Origin of the sequence: Mammaliicoccus stepanovicii, from assembly GCF_002902525.1 — a bacterium.
Classification (GTDB): domain Bacteria; phylum Bacillota; class Bacilli; order Staphylococcales; family Staphylococcaceae; genus Mammaliicoccus; species Mammaliicoccus stepanovicii.
The window spans coordinates 20,144-39,437 of sequence record NZ_PPQZ01000029.1; the positions used below are offsets into that span (position 1 = coordinate 20,144).

Consider the following 19,294-nt stretch of genomic DNA (forward strand, 5'->3'; position numbering starts at 1 on the left):
TTAATTTAATAATTCTTCTACTGATTTACCGCGTAGACTAGCTACTTGCTCGGCATTTTTAAGTTCTTTAAGTCCTTCAATAGTTGCACGAACCATGTTAATAGGTGTGTTTGATCCTAATGATTTACTTAAGATATCAGTGATACCAGCAAGTTCTAATACCGCACGAACTGGTCCACCTGCAATAACTCCAGTACCAGGAGCTGCTGGTTTAATTAAAACACGACCTGCACCGAATCGTCCAATAACTTGGTGAGGTGTTGTTCCTTCAACACGTGGAACTGTTACTAAATCTTTTTTAGCATCTTCTACTGCTTTTTTAATTGCTTCAGGTACCTCTTGTGCTTTACCAGTACCGAAACCTACGCGACCATTTTTATCTCCAACAACTACTAAAGCTGTGAAACGGAAACGACGACCACCTTTAACTACTTTAGCTACACGGTTAATCGTAACTACGCGCTCTTCAAATTCTTTAACTTCTTGTTCTTTACGACGCATGAGTGTCCCTCCTTTAAATTAAAATTGAAGTCCGTTTTCGCGAGCTGAATCAGCTAATGCTTTGATACGTCCGTGATATAAATATCCTCCACGGTCAAATACTACAGCTTCAACGCCTTTTTCTGACGCACGTTTTGCAACGATTTCGCCAACTTTAGCTGCTGCTTCTACATTACCTGATTGCTCTAAGTTTAAATCTTTATCTAAACTTGATGCTTGAGCGATTGTTACGCCATTTAAGTCATCAATAATTTGAGCATAAATATGTTTGTTTGAACGGTATACGTTTAAACGTGGTTTTTCAGTTGTACCAGCTAATTTTGAACGTACACGAGCATGTCTTTTCAAACGAACTTTATTTTTGTCGATTTTAGCGATCATGTTAGTGCTCCTTTCTTATCTTAATGGTTACTTACCAGTTTTACCTTCTTTACGACGAACATATTCGCCTTCATAACGAATACCTTTACCTTTATAAGGTTCTGGTGGACGGATTGAACGAATATATGAAGCAATAGCTCCAACGCGTTCTTTTGAAATGCCTTCTACTTTAACTTTTGTGTTTTTCTCTACTGATAATGTAATACCATCTTCAGCAACGATTTCTACTGGATGAGAATAACCAACATTTAGGATAATGTTTTTACCTTGCATTTGAGCACGGTAACCAACACCTATAAGTTCTAAGTTTTTCTCGAAACCTTTAGATACACCTTCGATCATGTTAGCGATCAATGCACGAGTAGTACCATGTACTGTTTTATGTTCTTTTGAATCAGAAGGACGTACAACTTCTAAAGTGTTGTCCTCTTGTTTATAAGTCATTTCTTCATTAAAAGTACTAGTTAATTCACCTTTTGTTCCTTTAACTGTAACTGTATTACCTTCGATAGTAACTGTTACGTCAGATGGAATCTCTATAATTTTCTTACCGACACGGCTCATTATGTGGGCACCTCCTTATAATTTTATAATTACCAGATATAAGCTAATATTTCTCCACCGATTCCACGTTGTCTAGCATCTTTATCAGTTAATACACCTTCAGAAGTAGAAACTAGTGCAATACCTAAACCGTTAAGTACTTTTGGTAACTCATCAGCTTTAGCATAAACACGTAAACCTGGTTTAGAAATACGTTTTAATCCTGTGATAACGCGCTCGTTGTTTTGTCCGTATTTTAAGAACATACGAATAACACCTTGCTTATCATCTTCTATGAATTCTACGCTTTTTACGAATCCTTCTTTTTTAAGGATTTCAGCGATTTCTTTTTTAATGTTTGATGCAGGGAACTCTAATTTTTCGTGACGTACCATGTTAGCGTTACGCACGCGAGTTAACATATCTGCAATTGGATCTGACATTGTCATTTGTGTTTCCTCCTTTCATTCTTTTGAGTTTACCAGCTAGCTTTACGTACGCCAGGGATTTGGCCTTTGTATGCTAGTTCACGGAAACAAATACGGCAAAGTTTGAATTTACGATATACTGAGTGTGGACGTCCACAACGTTCACAACGAGTGTATTCACGAACTTCGAATTTTTGTTTACGTTGTTGTTTAGCGATCATTGATTTTTTAGCCACTTAATTAGCCTCCTTTATAATTAGAGATTACTTTTGAAATGGCATACCGAATTGTGATAACAATTCACGAGCTTCCTCGTCAGTGTTAGCAGTTGTTACGATAACGATATCCATTCCTCGTACTTTACTTACTTTATCATAGTCAATTTCAGGGAAGATTAGTTGTTCTTTAACACCTAATGTGTAGTTCCCACGACCGTCGAATGCTTTTTTAGAGATACCACGGAAGTCACGTACACGTGGTAATGAAACTGAGATTAATTTATCAAAGAATTCATACATTCTTTCTCCACGTAATGTTACTTTTGCACCGATTGGCATACCTTCACGAAGACGGAAAGTCGCTATAGATTTCTTAGCTTTAGTTACTAATGGTTTTTGACCAGTGATAGCTTCAAGTTCTTCAACTGCTGAGTCTAAAACTTTAGAGTTTTGAACTGCGTCACCAATACCCATGTTTACTACTATTTTTTCGATTTTTGGTACTTGCATAACTGAATCATAGTTAAATTTCTTAACTAACTCAGCTGAAATTTCATTATTAAACTTCTCTTTTAAACGTGTCAAAGTGGATCCTCCTTTCACTTAATAATTATTCTTTTGATGATTTGATTTCTTCGCCTGATTTTTTAGCGATACGAACTTTTTTACCATCTACTACTTTGTAACCAACACGAGTTGGTTTGTTTGTCTTAGGATCAATTAGTTGAACGTTAGAAACATGGATAGTACCTTCTGTTTCTAAGATACCACCTTCTGGATTGAACTGAGTTGGTTTTTGATGTTTTTTGATAATGTTAACACCTTCAACAACTACGCGTTCTTTCTTAGGTAATGCTTCAATAACTTTACCAGTTTTACCTTTATCTTTACCTGAGATAACGATAACGTTGTCGCCTTTACGTACGTGCATGTGTAGGCACCTCCTTAGGAATTTTGATTTTTATCATATTAGATTAAAGTACCTCTGGCGCTAGAGAAACGATCTTCATGAAGTTACCTTCACGTAATTCACGCGCTACAGGACCGAATATACGTGTACCACGTGGACCTTTGTCATCACGGATGATTACACATGCATTTTCGTCAAATTTAATGTATGAGCCATCTTCACGACGCACACCTGATTTAGTACGTACAACAACAGCTTTAACAACTTCACCTTTTTTAACAACGCCACCTGGTGTTGCATTTTTAACAGTAACAACGATTACATCACCAATGTTTGCTGTCTTGCGACCAGATCCGCCTAAAACTTTGATTGTTAATACTTCACGTGCACCAGAGTTGTCTGCTACTTTTAAACGTGTTTCTTGTTGGATCATCTTTGTTTGACCTCCCTTATCTTTATACTTCTATTAAATAATTACTGATTCTTCAACTATTTCAACTAGACGGAAACGCTTAGTTGATGATAAAGGACGTGTTTCTGCAATCTTAACGATATCGCCCATTTTTGCTGAATTGTTTTCATCATGCGTTTTATATTTCTTAGAATACTTTACGCGTTTACCATATAATTTATGAGTTTTGTATGTTTCTACAACAACTGTAATAGTTTTATCCATTTTGTCTGAAACTACTTTACCAACGTAAACTTTGCGGTCATTTCTTTCGCTCACAGTAATGAACCTCCTCTACTTGATTATTTGTTATCTGCTGCTTTCGCTTCTTCGATTTCTCTTTCACGAACGATTGTTTTCAAACGAGCAATCGTCTTTTTAACTTTTCGAATGTTAGCAGTCTCTTCAAGTTGACCAGTTGCTAACTGAAAGCGTAAGTTGAATAATTGTTCTTTAGCTTCTTTTATTTCTTTTTCAATTTCAGTAGTGGTTAAATTTCTGATATCCTTAGCTTTCATTTGTGTCACCACCCAATTCTTCACGTTTTACAAACTTAGATTTAACTGGAAGTTTGTGAGCAGCAAGACGTAATGCTTCACGAGCTACCTCTTCTTGAACACCCGCAACTTCGAATAGTATACGTCCAGGTTTAACTACTGCTACCCAGCCTTCTACTGCACCTTTACCAGAACCCATACGTACTTCTAAAGGTTTTTTAGTATATGGTGTATGTGGGAATATTTTGATCCAGACTTTTCCGCCACGTTTCATGTAACGTGTCATTGCGATACGAGCTGATTCGATTTGACGAGAAGTGATCCAAGATGCTGTTTGCGCTTGTAAACCATACTCACCAAATGTTACTTCATTTCCGCCTTTAGAACGACCAGTTGTTTTAGGACGATGTTGACGACGGTATTTAACACGTTTTGGTAATAACATTATTATTTTCCTCCTTCACTAGACTTCTTTGTAGGAAGAACTTCTCCACGGTAGATCCATACTTTAACACCTAATTTACCGTAAGTAGTGTCGGCTTCTTCATGTGCATAATCAATGTCAGCACGTAGCGTATGAAGTGGAACAGTTCCTTCTGAATATTGTTCTGTACGAGCCATATCTGCGCCACCTAAACGACCAGATACTTGCGTTTTGATACCTTTAGCTCCCAATTTCATTGCACGTTGGATAGCTTGTTTTTGAGCACGACGGAAAGATACACGGTTTTCTAGTTGGCGAGCAATATTGCTTGCTACTAATGTTGCATCTAAATCAACTTTTTTGATTTCGATTACATTGATGTGTACTTTTTTGTTAGTCAATGCATTTAATTTGTTACGTAATTTTTCTATTTCAGAACCGCCTTTACCAATAACCATACCTGGCTTACCAGTGTGGATTGCGATATTGATACGGTTTGCTGCACGTTCAATTTCAACACTTGAAACTGAAGCTTCTTTCAATGCTTCTGCTATAAATTTACGAACTTTAAGGTCTTCATGTAAAAGTGTTGCGAAGTCTTTACCTGCATACCATTTTGCTTCCCAGTCACGAATTACACCGACACGAAGTCCGATTGGATTAATTTTTTGACCCACTATATTCCCTCCTTAATGATTTAATTATGCTTCTTTAACTTCTTTAGTTTCTTTATCGCCAACTACGATAGTAATGTGGCTTGTACGTTTGTTGATCGCACTTGCACGACCTTGTGCACGTGGACGGAAACGTTTTAATGTAGGTCCTTCATTAGCATAAGCTTCTTTAATTATTAATGAATCTGGATTCATATCGTAATTATGTTCTGCATTTGCTAAAGCTGACATCAATAATTTTTCAACAACTGGTGAAGTTGCTTTGTTTGTTAATTTTAAGATGGCAATTGCTTCTGCCACTTCTTTACCTCTAATAAGATCTAAAACTAATCTCACTTTACGAGGTGCGATTCTTATTGTTCTAGCAACCGCTTTTGCTTCCATTGTGACTTCCTCCTCTTTTTAAGAAATTAGCGTTTAGTCTTTTTGTCGTCTGCAGCGTGACCTTTATAAGTACGTGTAGGTGCAAACTCTCCTAATTTATGTCCAACCATGTCTTCAGTAATGAATACTGGAACATGTTTACGACCATCATACACTGCTATTGTGTGACCAATAAAGTTAGGAAATACTGTTGAACGACGAGACCATGTTTTAATAACTGATTTTTTTTCGCTTTCGTTTTGAGCTTCAACTTTTTTCATTAAATGATCATCAACGAAAGGTCCTTTTTTAAGACTACGAGCCATTATGGCGCCTCCCTTCTTATTTTATGCGCGCGGCATATAAGCCGCACACGTAAATAAGGTATTATTATTTTTTCTTACGACCACGAACAATAAATTTAGATGAACGTTGGCTTTGTTTACGAGTTTTCTTACCAAGTGTTGGTTTGCCCCATGGAGACATTGGTGATTTAAGACCGATTGGTGTACGACCTTCACCACCACCGTGAGGGTGATCGTTAGGGTTCATTACAGAACCACGTACAGTTGGACGTTTACCCATCCATCTAGAACGACCGGCTTTACCAATTGTGATTAATTCGTGTTGTTCATTACCAACTTGACCAATTGTTGCACGGCAAGTAGATAAGATCATACGAACTTCACCTGATTTAAGACGAACTAATACGTATTTACCTTCTTTACCAAGTACTTGAGCACTTGTACCAGCAGAACGAACTAATTGTCCACCTTTACCTGGTTTTAATTCGATATTGTGAATTGTTGTACCAACTGGAATATCAGTTAATGCTAATGCATTACCTACTTTGATATCAGCTTCAGCACCATTGAAAATTTGTTGTCCTACTTTTAATCCTTTAGGAGCAAGAATATATTTTTTCTCACCATCAGCGTAAACTACTAATGCAATGTTAGCTGAACGGTTTGGATCATATTCTATAGTTGCTACTTTAGCAGGAATTCCATCTTTGTTACGTTTGAAATCAATTACACGGTATTGACGTTTATGACCGCCACCTCTGTGACGAACTGTCAATTTACCTTGGTTGTTACGTCCCGCTTTTCTCGGAAGCGGTTGTAATAGTGACTTTTCAGGAGTCGTTGATGTAATCTCAGCGAAATCTGAAGATGTCATATTACGACGACCATTTGTAATTGGCTTATACTTTTTAAGAGCCATTGTCGTTTTACCTCCTTAGTGGTAATTGTTTTTTAGTTGAAAAGGTCGATTGATGAACCTTCTTTTAAAGTTACGATTGCTTTACGGCGTTTATTAGTGAAACCACTGTGACGACCAACACGTTTAGCTTTCGCTTTAACGTTCATGATGTTTACAGTACTTACTTTAACGTCGAAAATTTCTTCGATTGCGATTTTTACTTGAGTTTTGTTAGCACGTGTATCTACATCAAAAGTGTACTTATCTAAAGCCATATCTGATGAAGATTTCTCTGTGATTACGGGGCGCTTAATAACATCTCTTGCTTCCATTATGCGAGCACCTCCTCTACTTTATCCACTGCTGCTTTTGTTATTACGACTTTATTAGCGTTTAAAATATCTAATACATTTAAACTTTGAGCGTCGATAACTTTAACACCTGGAATGTTACGAGCTGATAATTCAACGTTGCTTTCTACTGATTCAACGATGAAAAGAACTTTTTTAGGAAGTTCTAAATTGCTCATTACATTTTTGAACTCTTTTGTTTTAGGAGCATCGAAATTGAATGCTTCTAATACTGCTAATTCGTTATCACTTACTTTAGCTGATAATGCTGAGCGTAATGCTAAACGACGCATTTTCTTAGGCATTTTGTAAGAATAACTTCTTGGTGTTGGTCCGAATACGATACCACCACCACGCCATTGTGGCGCACGGATTGTACCTTGACGAGCACGACCTGTACCTTTTTGTTTCCAAGGTTTACGTCCACCACCACGAACTGCTGAACGGTTTTTAACTGCGTGAGTACCTTGGCGTAATGAAGCACGTTGTAAATTGATTGCTTCGAATAATACGTGTTGGTTTGGTTCGATACCAAATACACTATCATTTAATTCGATTGATCCTGATTTAGATCCATCTACTTTTAATACATCAAAATTAGCCATAATGTTGTTTCCTCCTTTCACCTAAATAATTATTTATTACCTTTTTTAATTGAAGTTGTAAGTTTTACTAAACCTTTTTTAGGACCTGGCACGTTACCTTTAACTAAGATTACGTTGTTTTCAGTATCTACTTTAACAACTTCTAAGTTTTGCATAGTAACTGTGTTTCCGCCCATACGGCCTGGTAATTCTTTACCTTTAAATACTTTAGAAGCATCAGAAGCCATACCCATTGAACCTGAACCTCTATGGTAACGAGAACCGTGACTCATTGGTCCACGTGAGAAACCGTGGCGTTTAATTGAGCCTTGGAAACCTTTACCTTTAGAAACGCCTGTTGCATCAATAATGTCTCCTGCTTTGAAAGTATCTACAGTGACTTCTTGACCTACCTCGTATGCTGAAACATCAATGTTTCTGAATTCACGAGTGAAGCGCTTAGGTGCTGCACCAGCTTTTTTAGCATGGCCTTCAGCTGCTTTAGTTGCATATTTGTTAGATTTACGATCTTTTTTATATGCTTTTTTGTCTTCAAATCCGATTTGAACAGCGTTATAGCCGTCTACTTCTTCAGATTTAGTTTGTAATACTACGTTTTGACTTGCTTCTACTACAGTTACTGGTATTAATTCACCATTTTCTGCGAATACTTGAGTCATTCCAATTTTTCTTCCTAAGATTCCTTTGGTCATCGAAAGTCGCACCTCCTGTTATTTTAATGAATTATAATTTGATTTCGATGTCTACACCAGATGGTAAGTTTAAGCCCATAAGAGCATCAACTGTTTTAGGTGTAGGGTTAAGAATGTCGATTAAACGTTTATGCGTACGTTGTTCGAATTGTTCACGAGAATCTTTGTACTTGTGAGTGGCACGGATTACTGTATAAACTGATTTCTCAGTTGGTAACGGAATCGGACCAGACACTTGAGCTCCTGAACGTTTAGCTGTTTCAACAATTTTTTCTGCTGATTGATCGATCATACGGTGATCATACGCTTTTAAACGGATACGAATTTTTTGTTTTGCCATAATTTTCCCTCCTTGTTCGTCTACTTTATAGTGATAGACTTCTCCACGAAAACTCTCTTACACACCGCCATGGCAAAGCGGCCGGGTGTGTCAGTAACCTCTCGCTTCATCGCTTCTTAAAGTCCAACATTAGATATGATACACGATTTCTCGCCATTACGCAATAGATAATCATATATTTCTCTAATTTCTATCTAACACATACCAAAGTATTATAACGAAATTTTGTTTGTTTTTCAATAGATATTTAAAAATAGATAAATTGTAATCTAAATGATATAATGTAGAATGAATTTTTTAACAGGTGGTGAAATCATGAAAAGAGGAATTAAGACTGTATTGCTTGTTCTTTCTATTATATTATTAATTTCAGAACTTTTATTAGCAATTCCCTTTATAGGTGGCAGTATTGTGCTATCTACCGGATATAATGCTCTTGTTTTAAATGGTACACTTTATTTCATTTCTACTATTATATTATTAATTGATAACCAAAATACCGTTAAAGTCATTTTTATCATACCGTTGATTGGTCTAATAGCTAGTTTCGTTGCAATCATTCCTGTAATTGGTTGGATATTACACATTGTAATGGTAGTGCTCATGATTATTTTCTTATTTACTATTATTATTGCACCTGTATATATTCCATCTAAATATTACAAAACAACTTATAAAAACTATAAATAGCTTAATCTTACTGTTATTAAGAAAAGCAACCCAAATAAATTTTTGGGTTGCTTTTTATTTTTGATATATGTTTTAACCATGTACGAATATAAAGTAAGCAACGAACACTACAAATAAACCATACATAATTGGATGAACTTCTTTATGTCTTTTAGCTACGATCATCGTGATTGGATAGAATATAAATCCACATGCGATACCTGTTGCTATTGAATAAGTTAGTGGCATCATAATCATTGTTAAGAATGCTGGTACAGCAATTTCGAATTTTTGCCAATCGATCTTACCTAAATTACTTACCATTAATACACCTACTATAACGAGTGCTGGTGCAGTTACAGCACTTGTTACTACTGCCATAAGTGGTGAAAATAATAAAGCCGCTAGGAAACAAATACCTGTAATAACACTTGCAAATCCTGTTCGCGCTCCAACTGCTACACCAGCACTTGATTCGATATAACTAGTTGTTGTCGATGTTCCGAATATCGCACCTACAATTGTTGCTAAAGAATCTGAGAACAATGCTTTCCCTGCTCTTGGTAATTTATTATCCTTCATCAATCCTGCTTGATTTGCGACAGCTACTAAAGTTCCAGCTGTATCAAAGAAGTCGATAAACAAGAATGTTAAGACAACAATTAAAAATTGTACATTCAATATAGTAGATAAATCTCCAAATGCCTCAAATGCAGCACCGAAAGTTGGTGCTACGCTTGGTACTTTACCAATGATGCTATCAGGCATTGAAATTAATCCTGTCACTAATCCAGCTATCGCAGTTACTACCATACCTATAAATATTGCACCTGGCAATTTCTTAGCCATGAGAATAATTGTGATGATAATACCAAATACTGCTAACAGTACTTCTGGGTCATGAATTGTACCTAAAGTCACTAAAGTCGAATCTTCATTCTTTACGATACCCGAGCCTTGTAAACCTACAAATGTTATAAATAATCCTATCCCAGCTGATACAGCCATCTTTAATTCAAAAGGAATCGCATTTATAATTACTTCCCGTAAACCACTTATCGTCAATACTGCAAAAATCAACCCGGAAAATAAAACACCAGTTAATCCTGTTTGCCATGGAATACCCATTGTTAATACTACAGTGAACGCAAAGAAAGCATTTAGTCCCATTCCTGGTGCTAGTGCAATTGGATATTTAGCTATTAATCCCATAAACAAACAACCTACAAGTGCGGCTAATGCTGTTGCAACGAATACCGCACCTTGATCCATTCTCATGGAATCAGGTATTCCTTTAACACTTGCTAAACTTAACATAGCAGGGTTAACTGCTAATATGTATGCCATTGAAAGGAAAGTTGTTAACCCACCTAAAATTTCTCTTTTATAATTTGTACCTAACTCATCAAACTTAAAGTAACGTTTCATCTTAAGTCTCCTTTATTAATTTCAACACTGTACATTGTATTACTCAGAGTCCTAAAAATCAACACTTTTTACGAACATTTTTAATTGCCATTCGTCTTATGTTCGTATTTTTATATTTCTAAATAAAAAATACCTCCTTAAATCGCGACTTTAAGGAGGTATTTTAGTTAAATTATTATTTTATAACTTTAATCCTTTTAATGCATCTTTAAATGGATTATTTTCCACTTCATCGTTTTGCATATATTTCTTCATTTCTTTCTTGCCTATTTTACCGGTTTTTCTATTTTTAAGTCTTTCATCCATATGTGCTTGTGTTTCTGTATGTCCACAAACACATCTATAAGTTGCATTCTTACCAGTACCATACAATGTTAGTTTTTTCTTACAGTTTGGACATCTCGCATTGGTTTGTCTTTGTTGATTCTTCTTCGTCTTACATGTTGGATCTTGGCAAACAAGCATTTGGCCATTTTTTGTTTTTACTTTTAGCATAAATTTGCCACAAGTTGGACATTCAGTTGTAGTTATATTGTCATGTTTAAATTTATCATCACTATTTTTAATATCACTTATTATTTCTTTAGTAAAGTCACGCATTTCTTTAATAAATTGTTCTTTTTGATATTGGCCTTTTTCTATTTGAGTTAGTTTCATTTCCCATTTAGCAGTAAGTTCTGGTGACGTTAACTGTTTAGGCGCTAAATTTAGTAATTGTTTGCCTTTAGGTGTTGTTTTTATTTTACCTTGTACCGCTTCAATCACATTTGAACTATACAACTTTTCAATAATATCAGCTCTAGTTGCTACAGTTCCAATTCCACCAGTTTCATTTAATGTTTGTGACATTTTCTTATCTGATAGTTTGAAAAATCTTTGTGGTGATTCCATTGCTTTAAGCAGTGTTCCTTCATTGAAATAAGCAGGTGGTTCTGTATCTTTACTTATTATATTCACTCTTTGTATCGAGACTTGCTCATTCTCTTTAAACGGCAACGCTTTTACAACAGTTTGTTCTTGATGAATTGCTTTAAACCCTAAATCAGTTGCCACTTCTTGGACAAGTTTAAATGTTTCACCTTCTGCTTGGATTTCCACTGTCGTTTCTTCATATTGATACGGCGGTAGAAGCACTTCTAAAAATCTTTCAGCAACGAGCATGTAAATATATTTTTCTCGCGATGACAGTTGTTCCATATTAGGTCTTACTTCTGTTGGAACAATAGCATGGTGATCAGAAACCTTTTGGTTATCTACAAAATGTTTACCTGCTCGAATTTCTTTTTTCAATAGTGGTACTGAGTGTGATTTTAAAGGTGTCGCACTTAAAGAAGATACTCTTTCTTTTAAAGAAGATATCATATCTGTTGTAAGATAATTTGAATCTGTTCTAGGATATGTTAATACTTTATGTTGCTCATATAATGACTGCATTGTATTTAGTGTTTCTTTAGCACTCATTTTATAACGTTGATAAGCAGTTTGTTGTAAACTCGTTAAATCATATAATTTTTGTGGATATTTTGTTTTTTTCTTTTTAACAATCCGACTTATTGTGCCTTTTTTATTATTTAATTTATCCTTTATTGATTCTAACCGCTGTAAATCAAATATCTTATCACCTTGAGCTGTTGTCCATTTAAATTTGTATCCTTCTACATCAATGTCCATTTGATAATATTTTTCTGGTTTAAACGACTGTATTTCGTCTTGTCTCATCTGTACAAGATTTAATGTTGGTGTTTGTACTCTACCACAAGATAATTGAGCATCATATTTTGTCGTTAAAGCTCTTGTTGCATTTATACCTACAATCCAGTCTGCTTCACTTCTACATAAAGCTGCTTTATATAAATTCTCATATGCTTTGCCACTTTTTAAATTTTTAAATCCATCTCTGATTGCTTTTTCTGTTACTGAGCTAATCCACAAACGTTTTAAAGGTTTTTTAATTCTCGCTTTTTCGATAATCAACCGTGCGACAAGTTCCCCTTCTCTACCGGCATCAGTTGCAATAATGATGGATTTAACATCATCTCGTTTCATTAAATGCTGTACCGTATTATATTGGCTTCTCGTTTTTTTAATAACGACATGTTTCATATGTTCTGGAATTATCGGTAAAACATTTAAATCCCATTCTTTAAATTTTTTATCATATTCTTCAGGTGTTGCGTTTGTAACTAAATGACCTAATGCCCAAGTAACTATATATTGTTTGTTCTCAAAATAACCCTTCTTCTGATCATGAATGCCAAGTGCCTTTGCAATGTCACGTCCTACTGATGGTTTTTCTGCAAGAATTAATTCTTTCATTTCATTTCACCCATTCTTTTTTCATTCGAATCATTATAACACGAATAATTATTGTTCTAAAGTTATGTAAAACTTTTATAAAAGTTCATTTAATCGTATAATAGAGTAAATAATCGATCAAAATTGAAGGAGTGACTGTCATGAATATACTGCCACTTAAAGATATCGATACTGTTGCAACTTATCTAAAGAAGATGAATAGCGAAAACACGAATTACGTAGAGTATATACCTCATGATCTAGAAGAAATTAAATTAAAGCTTCAACAAAACTTCTCTGACCAAAATTTTTATTATGTTCAAGATGACAATCAGATTGTTGCTGCGTTAGGTTTTGAATACGTAGATAACGAAACAGTAAATGTATGGGGGCCAATCGTTAACGATACTTCTGAAGCAGTTTTGAATGAAGTGAAAGTTATATGGACGAAACTATTAAATAATCATCCTAATGTAAAGTATTGTCACATCTCTCTACATAAAGAACATGTCCTAAATAATAGTAAGCTAAAGACGTTACATGCTGGATATGTCGAAACGAGATATACATTAGAAATACATCATACACCACATAAAGTAGATAATCAGAATCAAATGATTAAATATAGTAAACCCTACTTTTATTCATTTGATAAACTACATTCTAAAAACTTCAAAAACAGTGACTTAAATTCAGTAGATATCGTATCATCACTAAATGACGACCATGCACTGTATTTGTATATCGCTGAGGGATTAGTTAAAGGGTACATTTATTTATCTATCGATACACCATTACAATTAGCGACAATACCTTACTTAGCTTCACATAAAGATTACCGAAAGCAAGGCATCGCTTTCCAAATGATACATTACGCAACGACAGAAGCATTCAAACATGACAATGTTAAAACTGTTCGCATACATGTGAACAATAAAAAGCACGAACAAATTCAATTGTTATACGAAAAAGTTGGATTCGAAATTGTTAATGAAACTCATCATTTTAAATATGTCAGGACTGATTAAAGGGCCTTCCTTTGTAATAAATATATTCAAAAAGCACATTAAGATTAGAATAAAAATAATCTTAATGTGCTTTTTTTATTCTAATTTTAGTATAATTTATGCTTTAATTGTCTTGCAGACTTTTTAAACAATCTCATTTTTAAATTTCTGGCTTGTTTTGTATGTTAATCAAATGGGTAAAGTAGTCTGTAAAATAATTAGAGAAAGCGAGTAATGCATATGGAATATTTAATCGTTCTGCTGCCAGCAATATTCTGGGGGAGCGTTGTTTTAATTAATGTAAAAGTCGGTGGTGGTCCTTACAATCAAATTCTAGGGACAACTATCGGTGCGTTTATAATTGGTATTCTCCTATTTATTTTTGGGGATGTTCAATTTACAGTTAGTACAATCATTATAGGTATGATTTCGGGTGCTTTCTGGGCACTTGGTCAAGGGTTCCAATTAAGAAGTGTTGATTTAATTGGTGTATCTTTGACTATGCCTATCTCAACTGGTCTACAGTTATTAGGTACTACACTGTTTAGTGCAGCCTTCTTAGGAGAATGGTCAACTGGAACACAAGTTACACTTGGACTTACAGGGCTAGTGTTGCTTATTATCGGTGTTATCTTTACTTCTGTTCAGAAAAAGAGTTCAGGTGGTAATAGTAATACTAAAAAACTTGCACAAGCTATTCCAATTTTACTCATTTCAACTGTAGGATATGTCGTTTACGTTGTTATTGGCCAACTATTTGGCGTTGAAGGATGGGATGCATTATTCCCTCAATCAATAGGTATGGTTATTGGTGGTATTATACTGTCATTCAAACATAAACCTTCTATTAAATACACAACTGTAAATATTCTTCCAGGTATCGTATGGGCATTAGGTAATATGTTCTTATTTATCTCTCAACCAAAAGTTGGTGTCGGAACAAGTTTCTCATTCTCACAAATGTTAGTTATCGTTTCTACACTAGGTGGTATATTCCTACTCGGTGAACAAAAAACAAAACGTCAAATGACATTTATTTGGATTGGAATCGTACTTATTATCATTGCAGCATTCATAATTGGTGCAGCAAAAGGATAATACAAATACAAACGATTGGAAGTGTTTATTATGTATAAAGATTTAAAAGATAAAGTCGTGATTATAACAGGCGGTAATAGTGGTATAGGCAAAGCAACATCAGAACGATTTGGTAAAGAAGGTTCTAAAGTTGTCATTAATTATTTAGATCATGAAGAAGAAGCAGAAGCAATTGTTCAATCAATTAAAGATTCTGGTAGCGATGCAATTGCCGTGCAAGGAGATGTTTCGAAAGAAGAAGATATCATGAATTTAATTCAAAAAGCACACGAAGCATTTGGACGAATTGATATCATGATAAATAATGCAGGATTCGAAAAACCAATTCCAACGCACAAAACAAGTCTTGAAGATTGGTCAAAAGTAATTGATATCAATTTAACTGGTGCATTCTTAGGAAGTAGAGAAGCGGTTAAGTATTTCTTAGACCAAGGTATTAAAGGTCAAATTATTAATACAGCAAGTGTTCACGATGTTATTCCTTGGCCAAATTATGTAAATTACGCTGCAAGTAAAGGCGGCTTAAAATTAATGATGGAAACGATGTCTATGGAATATGGTAAATACGGTATTAGAATTAATAACGTTTCCCCAGGTGCTATTGTAACAGAACATACACGCGAAAAATTCTCTGATCCAACTACAAGAGATGAAACGTTAGAAATGATTCCATTAAATGAAATTGGTGAAGCAGATCAAGTAGCAAACATTAATGTATTCTTAGCTTCAGAAGAAGCAAGTTACATCCACGGTACAACTATTTACGTTGATGGTGGTATGACAAACTATCCTGCTTTTATGGGTGGTAAAGGTTAATTATAAGCAACTAAACATTTCTAGTTATAAATAAAAAGTCACGCCATGTTACATTATGGCGTGACTTTTATTTATGTTAAACGAAAAATAATTGGAATAAATATAGTATAACAATAGATATCACAATACTTATATTTGTCGTCATACCTATTATAGGTAATGTCTTATATTTAAATGTTATCGCATACGATAAGACAGACACACCTACCGGAAGTAACCAAGCTAATAATAATGAAGTTTTGATCATAGGATCATCAACTGGTAAGAAGAAGTAAACTAATAATCCCATAAATAATCCAAAACCATAATGAAATAATAAGTACTTAATAACAATCGGTAAATAAGCTTTTTCAATTTTAAAGTTTAAAAATAATCCTAATAGAATCATTGATAGTGGTAAATTGGCTTGAGAAATAATATCAAAGAAGTCAATTGCTTTTCCTGGTATTTTGATTGACATTATATTAAGAATAAACATAATCATATAAGTCATTAACGGTACTGTCGTAATCAACTTCAATCCCATTTTCTTAAAATCAAACTGGTCACCAGCTTCATTAAAGTAACTACCAACAAAATATGTTACTCCAAACATTATTATCGCAGTACCAATATCAATCATTCCAAAGTATAATAGCCCTGTTTCTGGCCAAATCTTAGAGACAAGAGGATATGCAAATAGTCCTATATTCACAGAAGCGGCCATCATTCCGACTGTTCCTCTAACTTGATTATTATAATTTTTCTTGAACAACCATATTATGAAAACTTTCGCAATTACACCATAAAGCAACATTAGAATAGGTAACCATCCTAATGATAAATCTAAATTGGTACCATTTAAATTTACAATAACTAATGATGGTAACGTTACGTTCAACACAAGTGTGGCAAGTACATTTCCATCTGATGCCTTAAAAAACTTTAATTTTTTTAGTATGTAGCCCAGTGCAATTAATAATATAATCATTGCAAAATTTTCATTCATTCTATCACTTCTCTCATTGAAATCACATCTATATATATTAACAATTGTTTTTATTACTTGCACAGTTTTTGTTTGAAATTATTATTAATTATACTAAAATAAGTTTAGTTATTGTTTGTAACATCATCAATTTGTAAACTTATCACTTTTTCTAAGTCTAAAGGATTCACTTCCATTTGTAATCCTCTTTTACCTGCGCTTATAATGAAGGTCGATAAGTTTTTAACTTCGCAATCAATAACTGTTTGATATGCTTTTTTCATTCCTATAGGTGAACATCCACCACGTATATAGCCTGTCACTTTAGTCAGCTCATTTAGTGGTAAAAGTTCAAGCTTTTTTTGACCAACTACTTTACTCGCCTTTTTCATATTTAAGTGTTTAGTAATTGGTATAACAAAGACAAAATATTCATTTTGAGAATTTGTTAATACAAGTGTTTTGAAGACTTTTTCAACTGGTTGATGTATTAATTCTGCCACTTTATAGCCTTCAATATGCTCTTTACCTATTTTAAATTCATGAATATGATAAAATATATTGTATTGATCTAATATACGCATCGCATTTGTTTTTATTTTTTTCATTTGTTCACCAACTTTAATAAATAATAAAACTTACAAAGGAGTGTTTCATTTGGACCTACAATCACAACTCGCAGAATTGAAGTATGATTATGTTCGAATTCAAAATGATTTAGAAAAAAGAGAATCTACTGGTAACGCTACCGACATGCTCGAGAACCAACTTGTTCAATTAGAAGAAGAAATTAAAAAGGTTCGCGATCAATTAAACCAAGAATAACGAAAGGAATTTACCATGCTTATATTAATACTATTATTATTTACCCTAATTTACCTCGTTATAAGTTATTTAAGTATATACCAACTTCATACTACCCTCACTCAAGTATTACGTTTTATAATGGGTCTTATGTTGATTGTATTTTTAGGTAGCATTATATTTGGATTTGCAACGAATATTTGGTGGTTAGTAGCTGTTCTTGTTTGTTTAGTTATTAATATTGAAATTACTGCATTCAAATATCGAATTCATGATAAAAAAGGTGTTACATTATTAAATTACATGACCCTTTTTATACTCGCAATATTTATCATTTTAATTATCGTCATATTCTAATATAAAGGTCCGGACATACAATTTTGTCTCGGACTCTTTTTAATATAAATGGGCCAATTCTTGAAGTCGTTTCGCGCCTTCATTTAAATCATGATCATCCAATGCTAAAGAAATCCTCACATAGTTTTTACCATTATCTCCAAACGGTATGCCTGGTGCAACTAAGATAGATTTTTCTTGCAATAAGTATTCTACAAATGATTCGCCATCAAATGTCGGCGGTGTTTCCATCCATAAGAATATACCACCTTTCATTGGTTCGAACGGAATATTCACTTTATTTAATGCAGCTTCAAAATTTGTCCTTCTTTTCTTAAATATTTCATTTTGTTGTAATAGAAAGTCATCACATTCATTTAAAGCTGTTGTACCTGCGTCTTGTAACGCGCCGAACATTCCAGCATGTGTATGTGTTTGATATTTTTTTAAACTAGCTATCATATCTTTATTTCCAACTGCAAATCCTACTCTATACCCAGACATATTATAACCTTTTGAAAGTGAATATATTTCAATAGCTGTTTCCTTAGCATGTTCAGATTGAAGAATACTAGGGTTTTTTGTATCAAATCCAAAAGCACTGTAAGCAAAGTCATGTACAATATTTGTCTTTGTATCTTTAAATCGTTCTACTGTCTCATCAAAAAATGAGCGAGTAGCAACTGACCCTGTTGGATTATTTGGATACGTTAAATATATAAGCGTCGTATTATTTAATATATGGTTATCCACATCATTCCATTGAGGTAAATAATTAAATTCAGGCTTCAATTCAAGCGAATAAGGATTTGCACGAGCAAGCAATACACCAGCTAAATAATCAGTATACCCAGGATTAGGAAGTAGTACATTTTCACCGGGATTTACAACACATGTTGGTAATGCAACTAACCCATTTTTCGTTCCATACAAAATACACACTTCTTCGTCTTGATCCAACTCAACATCATAATGTCTTTTATAAAAATCAACAATTGCTTTCTTGAATGATGCTTTACCATGAAACGCAACATACTTCTGATTACTTGGTTCTTGTATTGCTTCAATAAATTTATCGACAATAATTTGTGGTGTTTTCCCATCTGGAATACCAACGGCCATATTTACTAGTGGCAATGGCCCATGGTTTACTTTCTGCCCCATCGTTTTTCCGAAATAGCTATCTGGTATTTGAGCCAATAATTTGGATGTCGTCATGTAAATTGCTCCTCTAGTAAATAAATTTCAAATATAAAGTATATGGTTATATTTTATCAAACACAGTATCATAGAC

The 19,294-nt window shown here is 34.2% G+C and carries 30 protein-coding genes; 6 read left to right on the forward strand and 24 right to left on the reverse strand.

Annotation, left to right across the window (positions count from 1 at the left end; translation table 11 throughout):
- The 19 genes from rpsE to rpsJ form a co-directional block, all read right to left on the reverse strand.
- Positions 1-501, reverse strand: coding sequence for a 30S ribosomal protein S5 (gene rpsE, locus CD111_RS05675; protein WP_078356951.1), 501 nt, complete (start codon positions 499-501; stop codon positions 1-3).
- An 18-nt stretch (positions 502-519) separates the two neighbouring features.
- Positions 520-882 carry a 50S ribosomal protein L18 gene (gene rplR / locus CD111_RS05680; protein ID WP_095086388.1) on the reverse strand — a complete coding sequence of 121 codons (363 nt, stop codon included), beginning with the start codon at positions 880-882 and terminating at the stop codon, positions 520-522.
- Positions 883-909: 27 nt separating this feature from the next.
- Entirely contained in the window at positions 910-1,446 is a 537-nt protein-coding gene (rplF, locus tag CD111_RS05685) for a 50S ribosomal protein L6 (protein ID WP_095086385.1), read from the reverse strand.
- A 29-nt stretch (positions 1,447-1,475) separates the two neighbouring features.
- Positions 1,476-1,874: a 30S ribosomal protein S8 gene (gene rpsH, locus CD111_RS05690; RefSeq protein ID WP_095086382.1), complete on the reverse strand. Its 399-nt coding sequence runs from the start codon at positions 1,872-1,874 to the stop codon at positions 1,476-1,478.
- A 29-nt stretch (positions 1,875-1,903) separates the two neighbouring features.
- Complete coding sequence (locus tag CD111_RS05695; RefSeq protein ID WP_095086379.1) at positions 1,904-2,089, reverse strand: type Z 30S ribosomal protein S14; 186 nt, start codon at positions 2,087-2,089, stop codon at positions 1,904-1,906.
- Positions 2,090-2,116: 27 nt separating this feature from the next.
- Entirely contained in the window at positions 2,117-2,656 is a 540-nt protein-coding gene (rplE, locus tag CD111_RS05700; RefSeq protein ID WP_095086377.1) for a 50S ribosomal protein L5, read from the reverse strand.
- A gap of 25 nt (positions 2,657-2,681) precedes the next feature.
- Complete coding sequence (gene rplX / locus CD111_RS05705) at positions 2,682-3,002, reverse strand: 50S ribosomal protein L24 (protein ID WP_095086374.1); 321 nt, start codon at positions 3,000-3,002, stop codon at positions 2,682-2,684.
- Between the two features lie 43 nt (positions 3,003-3,045).
- Positions 3,046-3,414, reverse strand: a complete 369-nt coding sequence (gene rplN / locus CD111_RS05710) for a 50S ribosomal protein L14 (RefSeq protein WP_016911102.1) — start codon at positions 3,412-3,414, stop codon at positions 3,046-3,048.
- 33 nt (positions 3,415-3,447) lie between these two features.
- On the reverse strand, positions 3,448-3,711 hold the full coding sequence (gene rpsQ, locus CD111_RS05715; protein ID WP_016911101.1) for a 30S ribosomal protein S17: 264 nt from the start codon (positions 3,709-3,711) through the stop codon (positions 3,448-3,450).
- 23 nt (positions 3,712-3,734) lie between these two features.
- Entirely contained in the window at positions 3,735-3,950 is a 216-nt protein-coding gene (gene rpmC, locus CD111_RS05720; protein WP_095086371.1) for a 50S ribosomal protein L29, read from the reverse strand.
- The gene (rplP, locus tag CD111_RS05725; protein ID WP_095086368.1) at positions 3,940-4,374 is read right to left on the reverse strand and encodes a 50S ribosomal protein L16; all 435 of its coding nucleotides are present in this window, start codon (positions 4,372-4,374) and stop codon (positions 3,940-3,942) included. The genes rpmC and rplP overlap by 11 nt, the downstream gene beginning before the upstream one ends.
- Before the next feature lie 2 nt (positions 4,375-4,376).
- The gene (gene rpsC, locus CD111_RS05730; protein ID WP_095086365.1) at positions 4,377-5,030 is read right to left on the reverse strand and encodes a 30S ribosomal protein S3; all 654 of its coding nucleotides are present in this window, start codon (positions 5,028-5,030) and stop codon (positions 4,377-4,379) included.
- A 24-nt stretch (positions 5,031-5,054) separates the two neighbouring features.
- Complete coding sequence (gene rplV / locus CD111_RS05735) at positions 5,055-5,411, reverse strand: 50S ribosomal protein L22 (protein ID WP_095086362.1); 357 nt, start codon at positions 5,409-5,411, stop codon at positions 5,055-5,057.
- 26 nt (positions 5,412-5,437) lie between these two features.
- Positions 5,438-5,716: a 30S ribosomal protein S19 gene (gene rpsS / locus CD111_RS05740; protein ID WP_095086359.1), complete on the reverse strand. Its 279-nt coding sequence runs from the start codon at positions 5,714-5,716 to the stop codon at positions 5,438-5,440.
- A gap of 64 nt (positions 5,717-5,780) precedes the next feature.
- Positions 5,781-6,614, reverse strand: a complete 834-nt coding sequence (gene rplB, locus CD111_RS05745) for a 50S ribosomal protein L2 (RefSeq protein ID WP_095086356.1) — start codon at positions 6,612-6,614, stop codon at positions 5,781-5,783.
- 32 nt (positions 6,615-6,646) lie between these two features.
- Positions 6,647-6,925, reverse strand: a complete 279-nt coding sequence (gene rplW, locus CD111_RS05750; RefSeq protein WP_095086353.1) for a 50S ribosomal protein L23 — start codon at positions 6,923-6,925, stop codon at positions 6,647-6,649.
- Entirely contained in the window at positions 6,925-7,548 is a 624-nt protein-coding gene (rplD, locus tag CD111_RS05755) for a 50S ribosomal protein L4 (protein WP_095086350.1), read from the reverse strand. The genes rplW and rplD overlap by 1 nt, the downstream gene beginning before the upstream one ends.
- A 29-nt stretch (positions 7,549-7,577) precedes the next feature.
- Entirely contained in the window at positions 7,578-8,240 is a 663-nt protein-coding gene (gene rplC, locus CD111_RS05760; protein ID WP_095086347.1) for a 50S ribosomal protein L3, read from the reverse strand.
- A gap of 31 nt (positions 8,241-8,271) precedes the next feature.
- Complete coding sequence (gene rpsJ / locus CD111_RS05765; protein ID WP_095086344.1) at positions 8,272-8,580, reverse strand: 30S ribosomal protein S10; 309 nt, start codon at positions 8,578-8,580, stop codon at positions 8,272-8,274.
- Between the two features lie 315 nt (positions 8,581-8,895).
- On the opposite strand from rpsJ, the gene CD111_RS05770 reads away from it, so the two are divergent.
- Positions 8,896-9,270 (forward strand): hypothetical protein, encoded by a 375-nt coding sequence (locus tag CD111_RS05770; protein ID WP_095086341.1) that lies wholly within the window; start codon positions 8,896-8,898, stop codon positions 9,268-9,270.
- 72 nt (positions 9,271-9,342) lie between these two features.
- On the opposite strand, the gene CD111_RS05775 is transcribed toward CD111_RS05770, so the two are convergent.
- Together CD111_RS05775 and CD111_RS05780 are read right to left on the reverse strand one after the other, a co-directional pair.
- Complete coding sequence (locus CD111_RS05775) at positions 9,343-10,677, reverse strand: NCS2 family permease (protein ID WP_095086339.1); 1,335 nt, start codon at positions 10,675-10,677, stop codon at positions 9,343-9,345.
- Positions 10,678-10,857: 180 nt separating this feature from the next.
- On the reverse strand, positions 10,858-12,993 hold the full coding sequence (locus CD111_RS05780; RefSeq protein ID WP_095086337.1) for a DNA topoisomerase III: 2,136 nt from the start codon (positions 12,991-12,993) through the stop codon (positions 10,858-10,860).
- A 140-nt stretch (positions 12,994-13,133) separates the two neighbouring features.
- Here CD111_RS05780 and CD111_RS05785 point away from each other — a divergent pair, with 140 nt between their 5' ends.
- The 3 genes from CD111_RS05785 to CD111_RS05795 all read left to right on the forward strand — a co-directional run bounded on the left by CD111_RS05785 (position 13,134) and on the right by CD111_RS05795 (position 15,893).
- Positions 13,134-14,000, forward strand: a complete 867-nt coding sequence (locus tag CD111_RS05785) for a GNAT family N-acetyltransferase (protein WP_095086334.1) — start codon at positions 13,134-13,136, stop codon at positions 13,998-14,000.
- Between the two features lie 219 nt (positions 14,001-14,219).
- Positions 14,220-15,077 carry a RhaT/GlcU family sugar-proton symporter gene (locus tag CD111_RS05790; protein WP_095090059.1) on the forward strand — a complete coding sequence of 286 codons (858 nt, stop codon included), beginning with the start codon at positions 14,220-14,222 and terminating at the stop codon, positions 15,075-15,077.
- 30 nt (positions 15,078-15,107) lie between these two features.
- Positions 15,108-15,893: a glucose 1-dehydrogenase gene (locus CD111_RS05795; RefSeq protein WP_095086331.1), complete on the forward strand. Its 786-nt coding sequence runs from the start codon at positions 15,108-15,110 to the stop codon at positions 15,891-15,893.
- Positions 15,894-15,969: 76 nt separating this feature from the next.
- Here CD111_RS05795 and CD111_RS05800 read toward each other — a convergent pair whose 3' ends face one another.
- Positions 15,970-16,881, reverse strand: coding sequence for an AEC family transporter (locus tag CD111_RS05800; protein WP_095086328.1), 912 nt, complete (start codon positions 16,879-16,881; stop codon positions 15,970-15,972).
- A gap of 104 nt (positions 16,882-16,985) precedes the next feature.
- The gene (gene ybaK / locus CD111_RS05805; RefSeq protein ID WP_095086325.1) at positions 16,986-17,468 is read right to left on the reverse strand and encodes a Cys-tRNA(Pro) deacylase; all 483 of its coding nucleotides are present in this window, start codon (positions 17,466-17,468) and stop codon (positions 16,986-16,988) included.
- Between the two features lie 49 nt (positions 17,469-17,517).
- Here ybaK and CD111_RS12620 point away from each other — a divergent pair, with 49 nt between their 5' ends.
- Both CD111_RS12620 and mspA read left to right on the forward strand, forming a co-directional pair.
- Positions 17,518-17,685 (forward strand): SE1832 family protein, encoded by a 168-nt coding sequence (locus CD111_RS12620; protein ID WP_095086322.1) that lies wholly within the window; start codon positions 17,518-17,520, stop codon positions 17,683-17,685.
- 15 nt (positions 17,686-17,700) lie between these two features.
- Positions 17,701-18,021, forward strand: coding sequence for a membrane stabilizing protein MspA (gene mspA, locus CD111_RS05810; RefSeq protein WP_095086319.1), 321 nt, complete (start codon positions 17,701-17,703; stop codon positions 18,019-18,021).
- A gap of 39 nt (positions 18,022-18,060) precedes the next feature.
- Here the strand turns inward: mspA and CD111_RS05815 are convergent, their stop codons facing one another.
- Complete coding sequence (locus CD111_RS05815) at positions 18,061-19,218, reverse strand: aminotransferase class I/II-fold pyridoxal phosphate-dependent enzyme (protein WP_095086316.1); 1,158 nt, start codon at positions 19,216-19,218, stop codon at positions 18,061-18,063.
- Positions 19,219-19,294: the final 76 nt, after the last annotated feature.

Excerpts from the sequence above, each read along its gene's own strand:
- CD111_RS05795 (WP_095086331.1), top strand. The coding sequence starts at position 15,108 with ATGTATAAAGATTTAAAAGATAAAGTCGTGATTATAACAGGCGGTAAT.
- CD111_RS05780 (WP_095086337.1), bottom strand. The coding sequence starts at position 12,993 with ATGAAAGAATTAATTCTTGCAGAAAAACCATCAGTAGGACGTGACATT.
- ybaK (WP_095086325.1), bottom strand. The coding sequence starts at position 17,468 with ATGAAAAAAATAAAAACAAATGCGATGCGTATATTAGATCAATACAAT.
- rpmC (WP_095086371.1), bottom strand. The coding sequence starts at position 3,950 with ATGAAAGCTAAGGATATCAGAAATTTAACCACTACTGAAATTGAAAAA.
- rplR (WP_095086388.1), bottom strand. The coding sequence starts at position 882 with ATGATCGCTAAAATCGACAAAAATAAAGTTCGTTTGAAAAGACATGCT.
- rplD (WP_095086350.1), bottom strand. The coding sequence starts at position 7,548 with ATGGCTAATTTTGATGTATTAAAAGTAGATGGATCTAAATCAGGATCA.
- rpsJ (WP_095086344.1), bottom strand. The coding sequence starts at position 8,580 with ATGGCAAAACAAAAAATTCGTATCCGTTTAAAAGCGTATGATCACCGT.
- rpsE (WP_078356951.1), bottom strand. The coding sequence starts at position 501 with ATGCGTCGTAAAGAACAAGAAGTTAAAGAATTTGAAGAGCGCGTAGTT.
- rplC (WP_095086347.1), bottom strand. The coding sequence starts at position 8,240 with ATGACCAAAGGAATCTTAGGAAGAAAAATTGGAATGACTCAAGTATTC.
- rplF (WP_095086385.1), bottom strand. The coding sequence starts at position 1,446 with ATGAGCCGTGTCGGTAAGAAAATTATAGAGATTCCATCTGACGTAACA.
- rplB (WP_095086356.1), bottom strand. The coding sequence starts at position 6,614 with ATGGCTCTTAAAAAGTATAAGCCAATTACAAATGGTCGTCGTAATATG.
- CD111_RS05770 (WP_095086341.1), top strand. The coding sequence starts at position 8,896 with ATGAAAAGAGGAATTAAGACTGTATTGCTTGTTCTTTCTATTATATTA.
- rpsH (WP_095086382.1), bottom strand. The coding sequence starts at position 1,874 with ATGACAATGTCAGATCCAATTGCAGATATGTTAACTCGCGTGCGTAAC.
- CD111_RS05800 (WP_095086328.1), bottom strand. The coding sequence starts at position 16,881 with ATGAATGAAAATTTTGCAATGATTATATTATTAATTGCACTGGGCTAC.
- CD111_RS05790 (WP_095090059.1), top strand. The coding sequence starts at position 14,220 with ATGGAATATTTAATCGTTCTGCTGCCAGCAATATTCTGGGGGAGCGTT.
- rplX (WP_095086374.1), bottom strand. The coding sequence starts at position 3,002 with ATGCACGTACGTAAAGGCGACAACGTTATCGTTATCTCAGGTAAAGAT.
- rpsS (WP_095086359.1), bottom strand. The coding sequence starts at position 5,716 with ATGGCTCGTAGTCTTAAAAAAGGACCTTTCGTTGATGATCATTTAATG.
- CD111_RS05815 (WP_095086316.1), bottom strand. The coding sequence starts at position 19,218 with ATGACGACATCCAAATTATTGGCTCAAATACCAGATAGCTATTTCGGA.
- CD111_RS05775 (WP_095086339.1), bottom strand. The coding sequence starts at position 10,677 with ATGAAACGTTACTTTAAGTTTGATGAGTTAGGTACAAATTATAAAAGA.
- rplW (WP_095086353.1), bottom strand. The coding sequence starts at position 6,925 with ATGGAAGCAAGAGATGTTATTAAGCGCCCCGTAATCACAGAGAAATCT.
- CD111_RS05785 (WP_095086334.1), top strand. The coding sequence starts at position 13,134 with ATGAATATACTGCCACTTAAAGATATCGATACTGTTGCAACTTATCTA.
- rplV (WP_095086362.1), bottom strand. The coding sequence starts at position 5,411 with ATGGAAGCAAAAGCGGTTGCTAGAACAATAAGAATCGCACCTCGTAAA.
- rplP (WP_095086368.1), bottom strand. The coding sequence starts at position 4,374 with ATGTTATTACCAAAACGTGTTAAATACCGTCGTCAACATCGTCCTAAA.
- mspA (WP_095086319.1), top strand. The coding sequence starts at position 17,701 with ATGCTTATATTAATACTATTATTATTTACCCTAATTTACCTCGTTATA.
- rplN (WP_016911102.1), bottom strand. The coding sequence starts at position 3,414 with ATGATCCAACAAGAAACACGTTTAAAAGTAGCAGACAACTCTGGTGCA.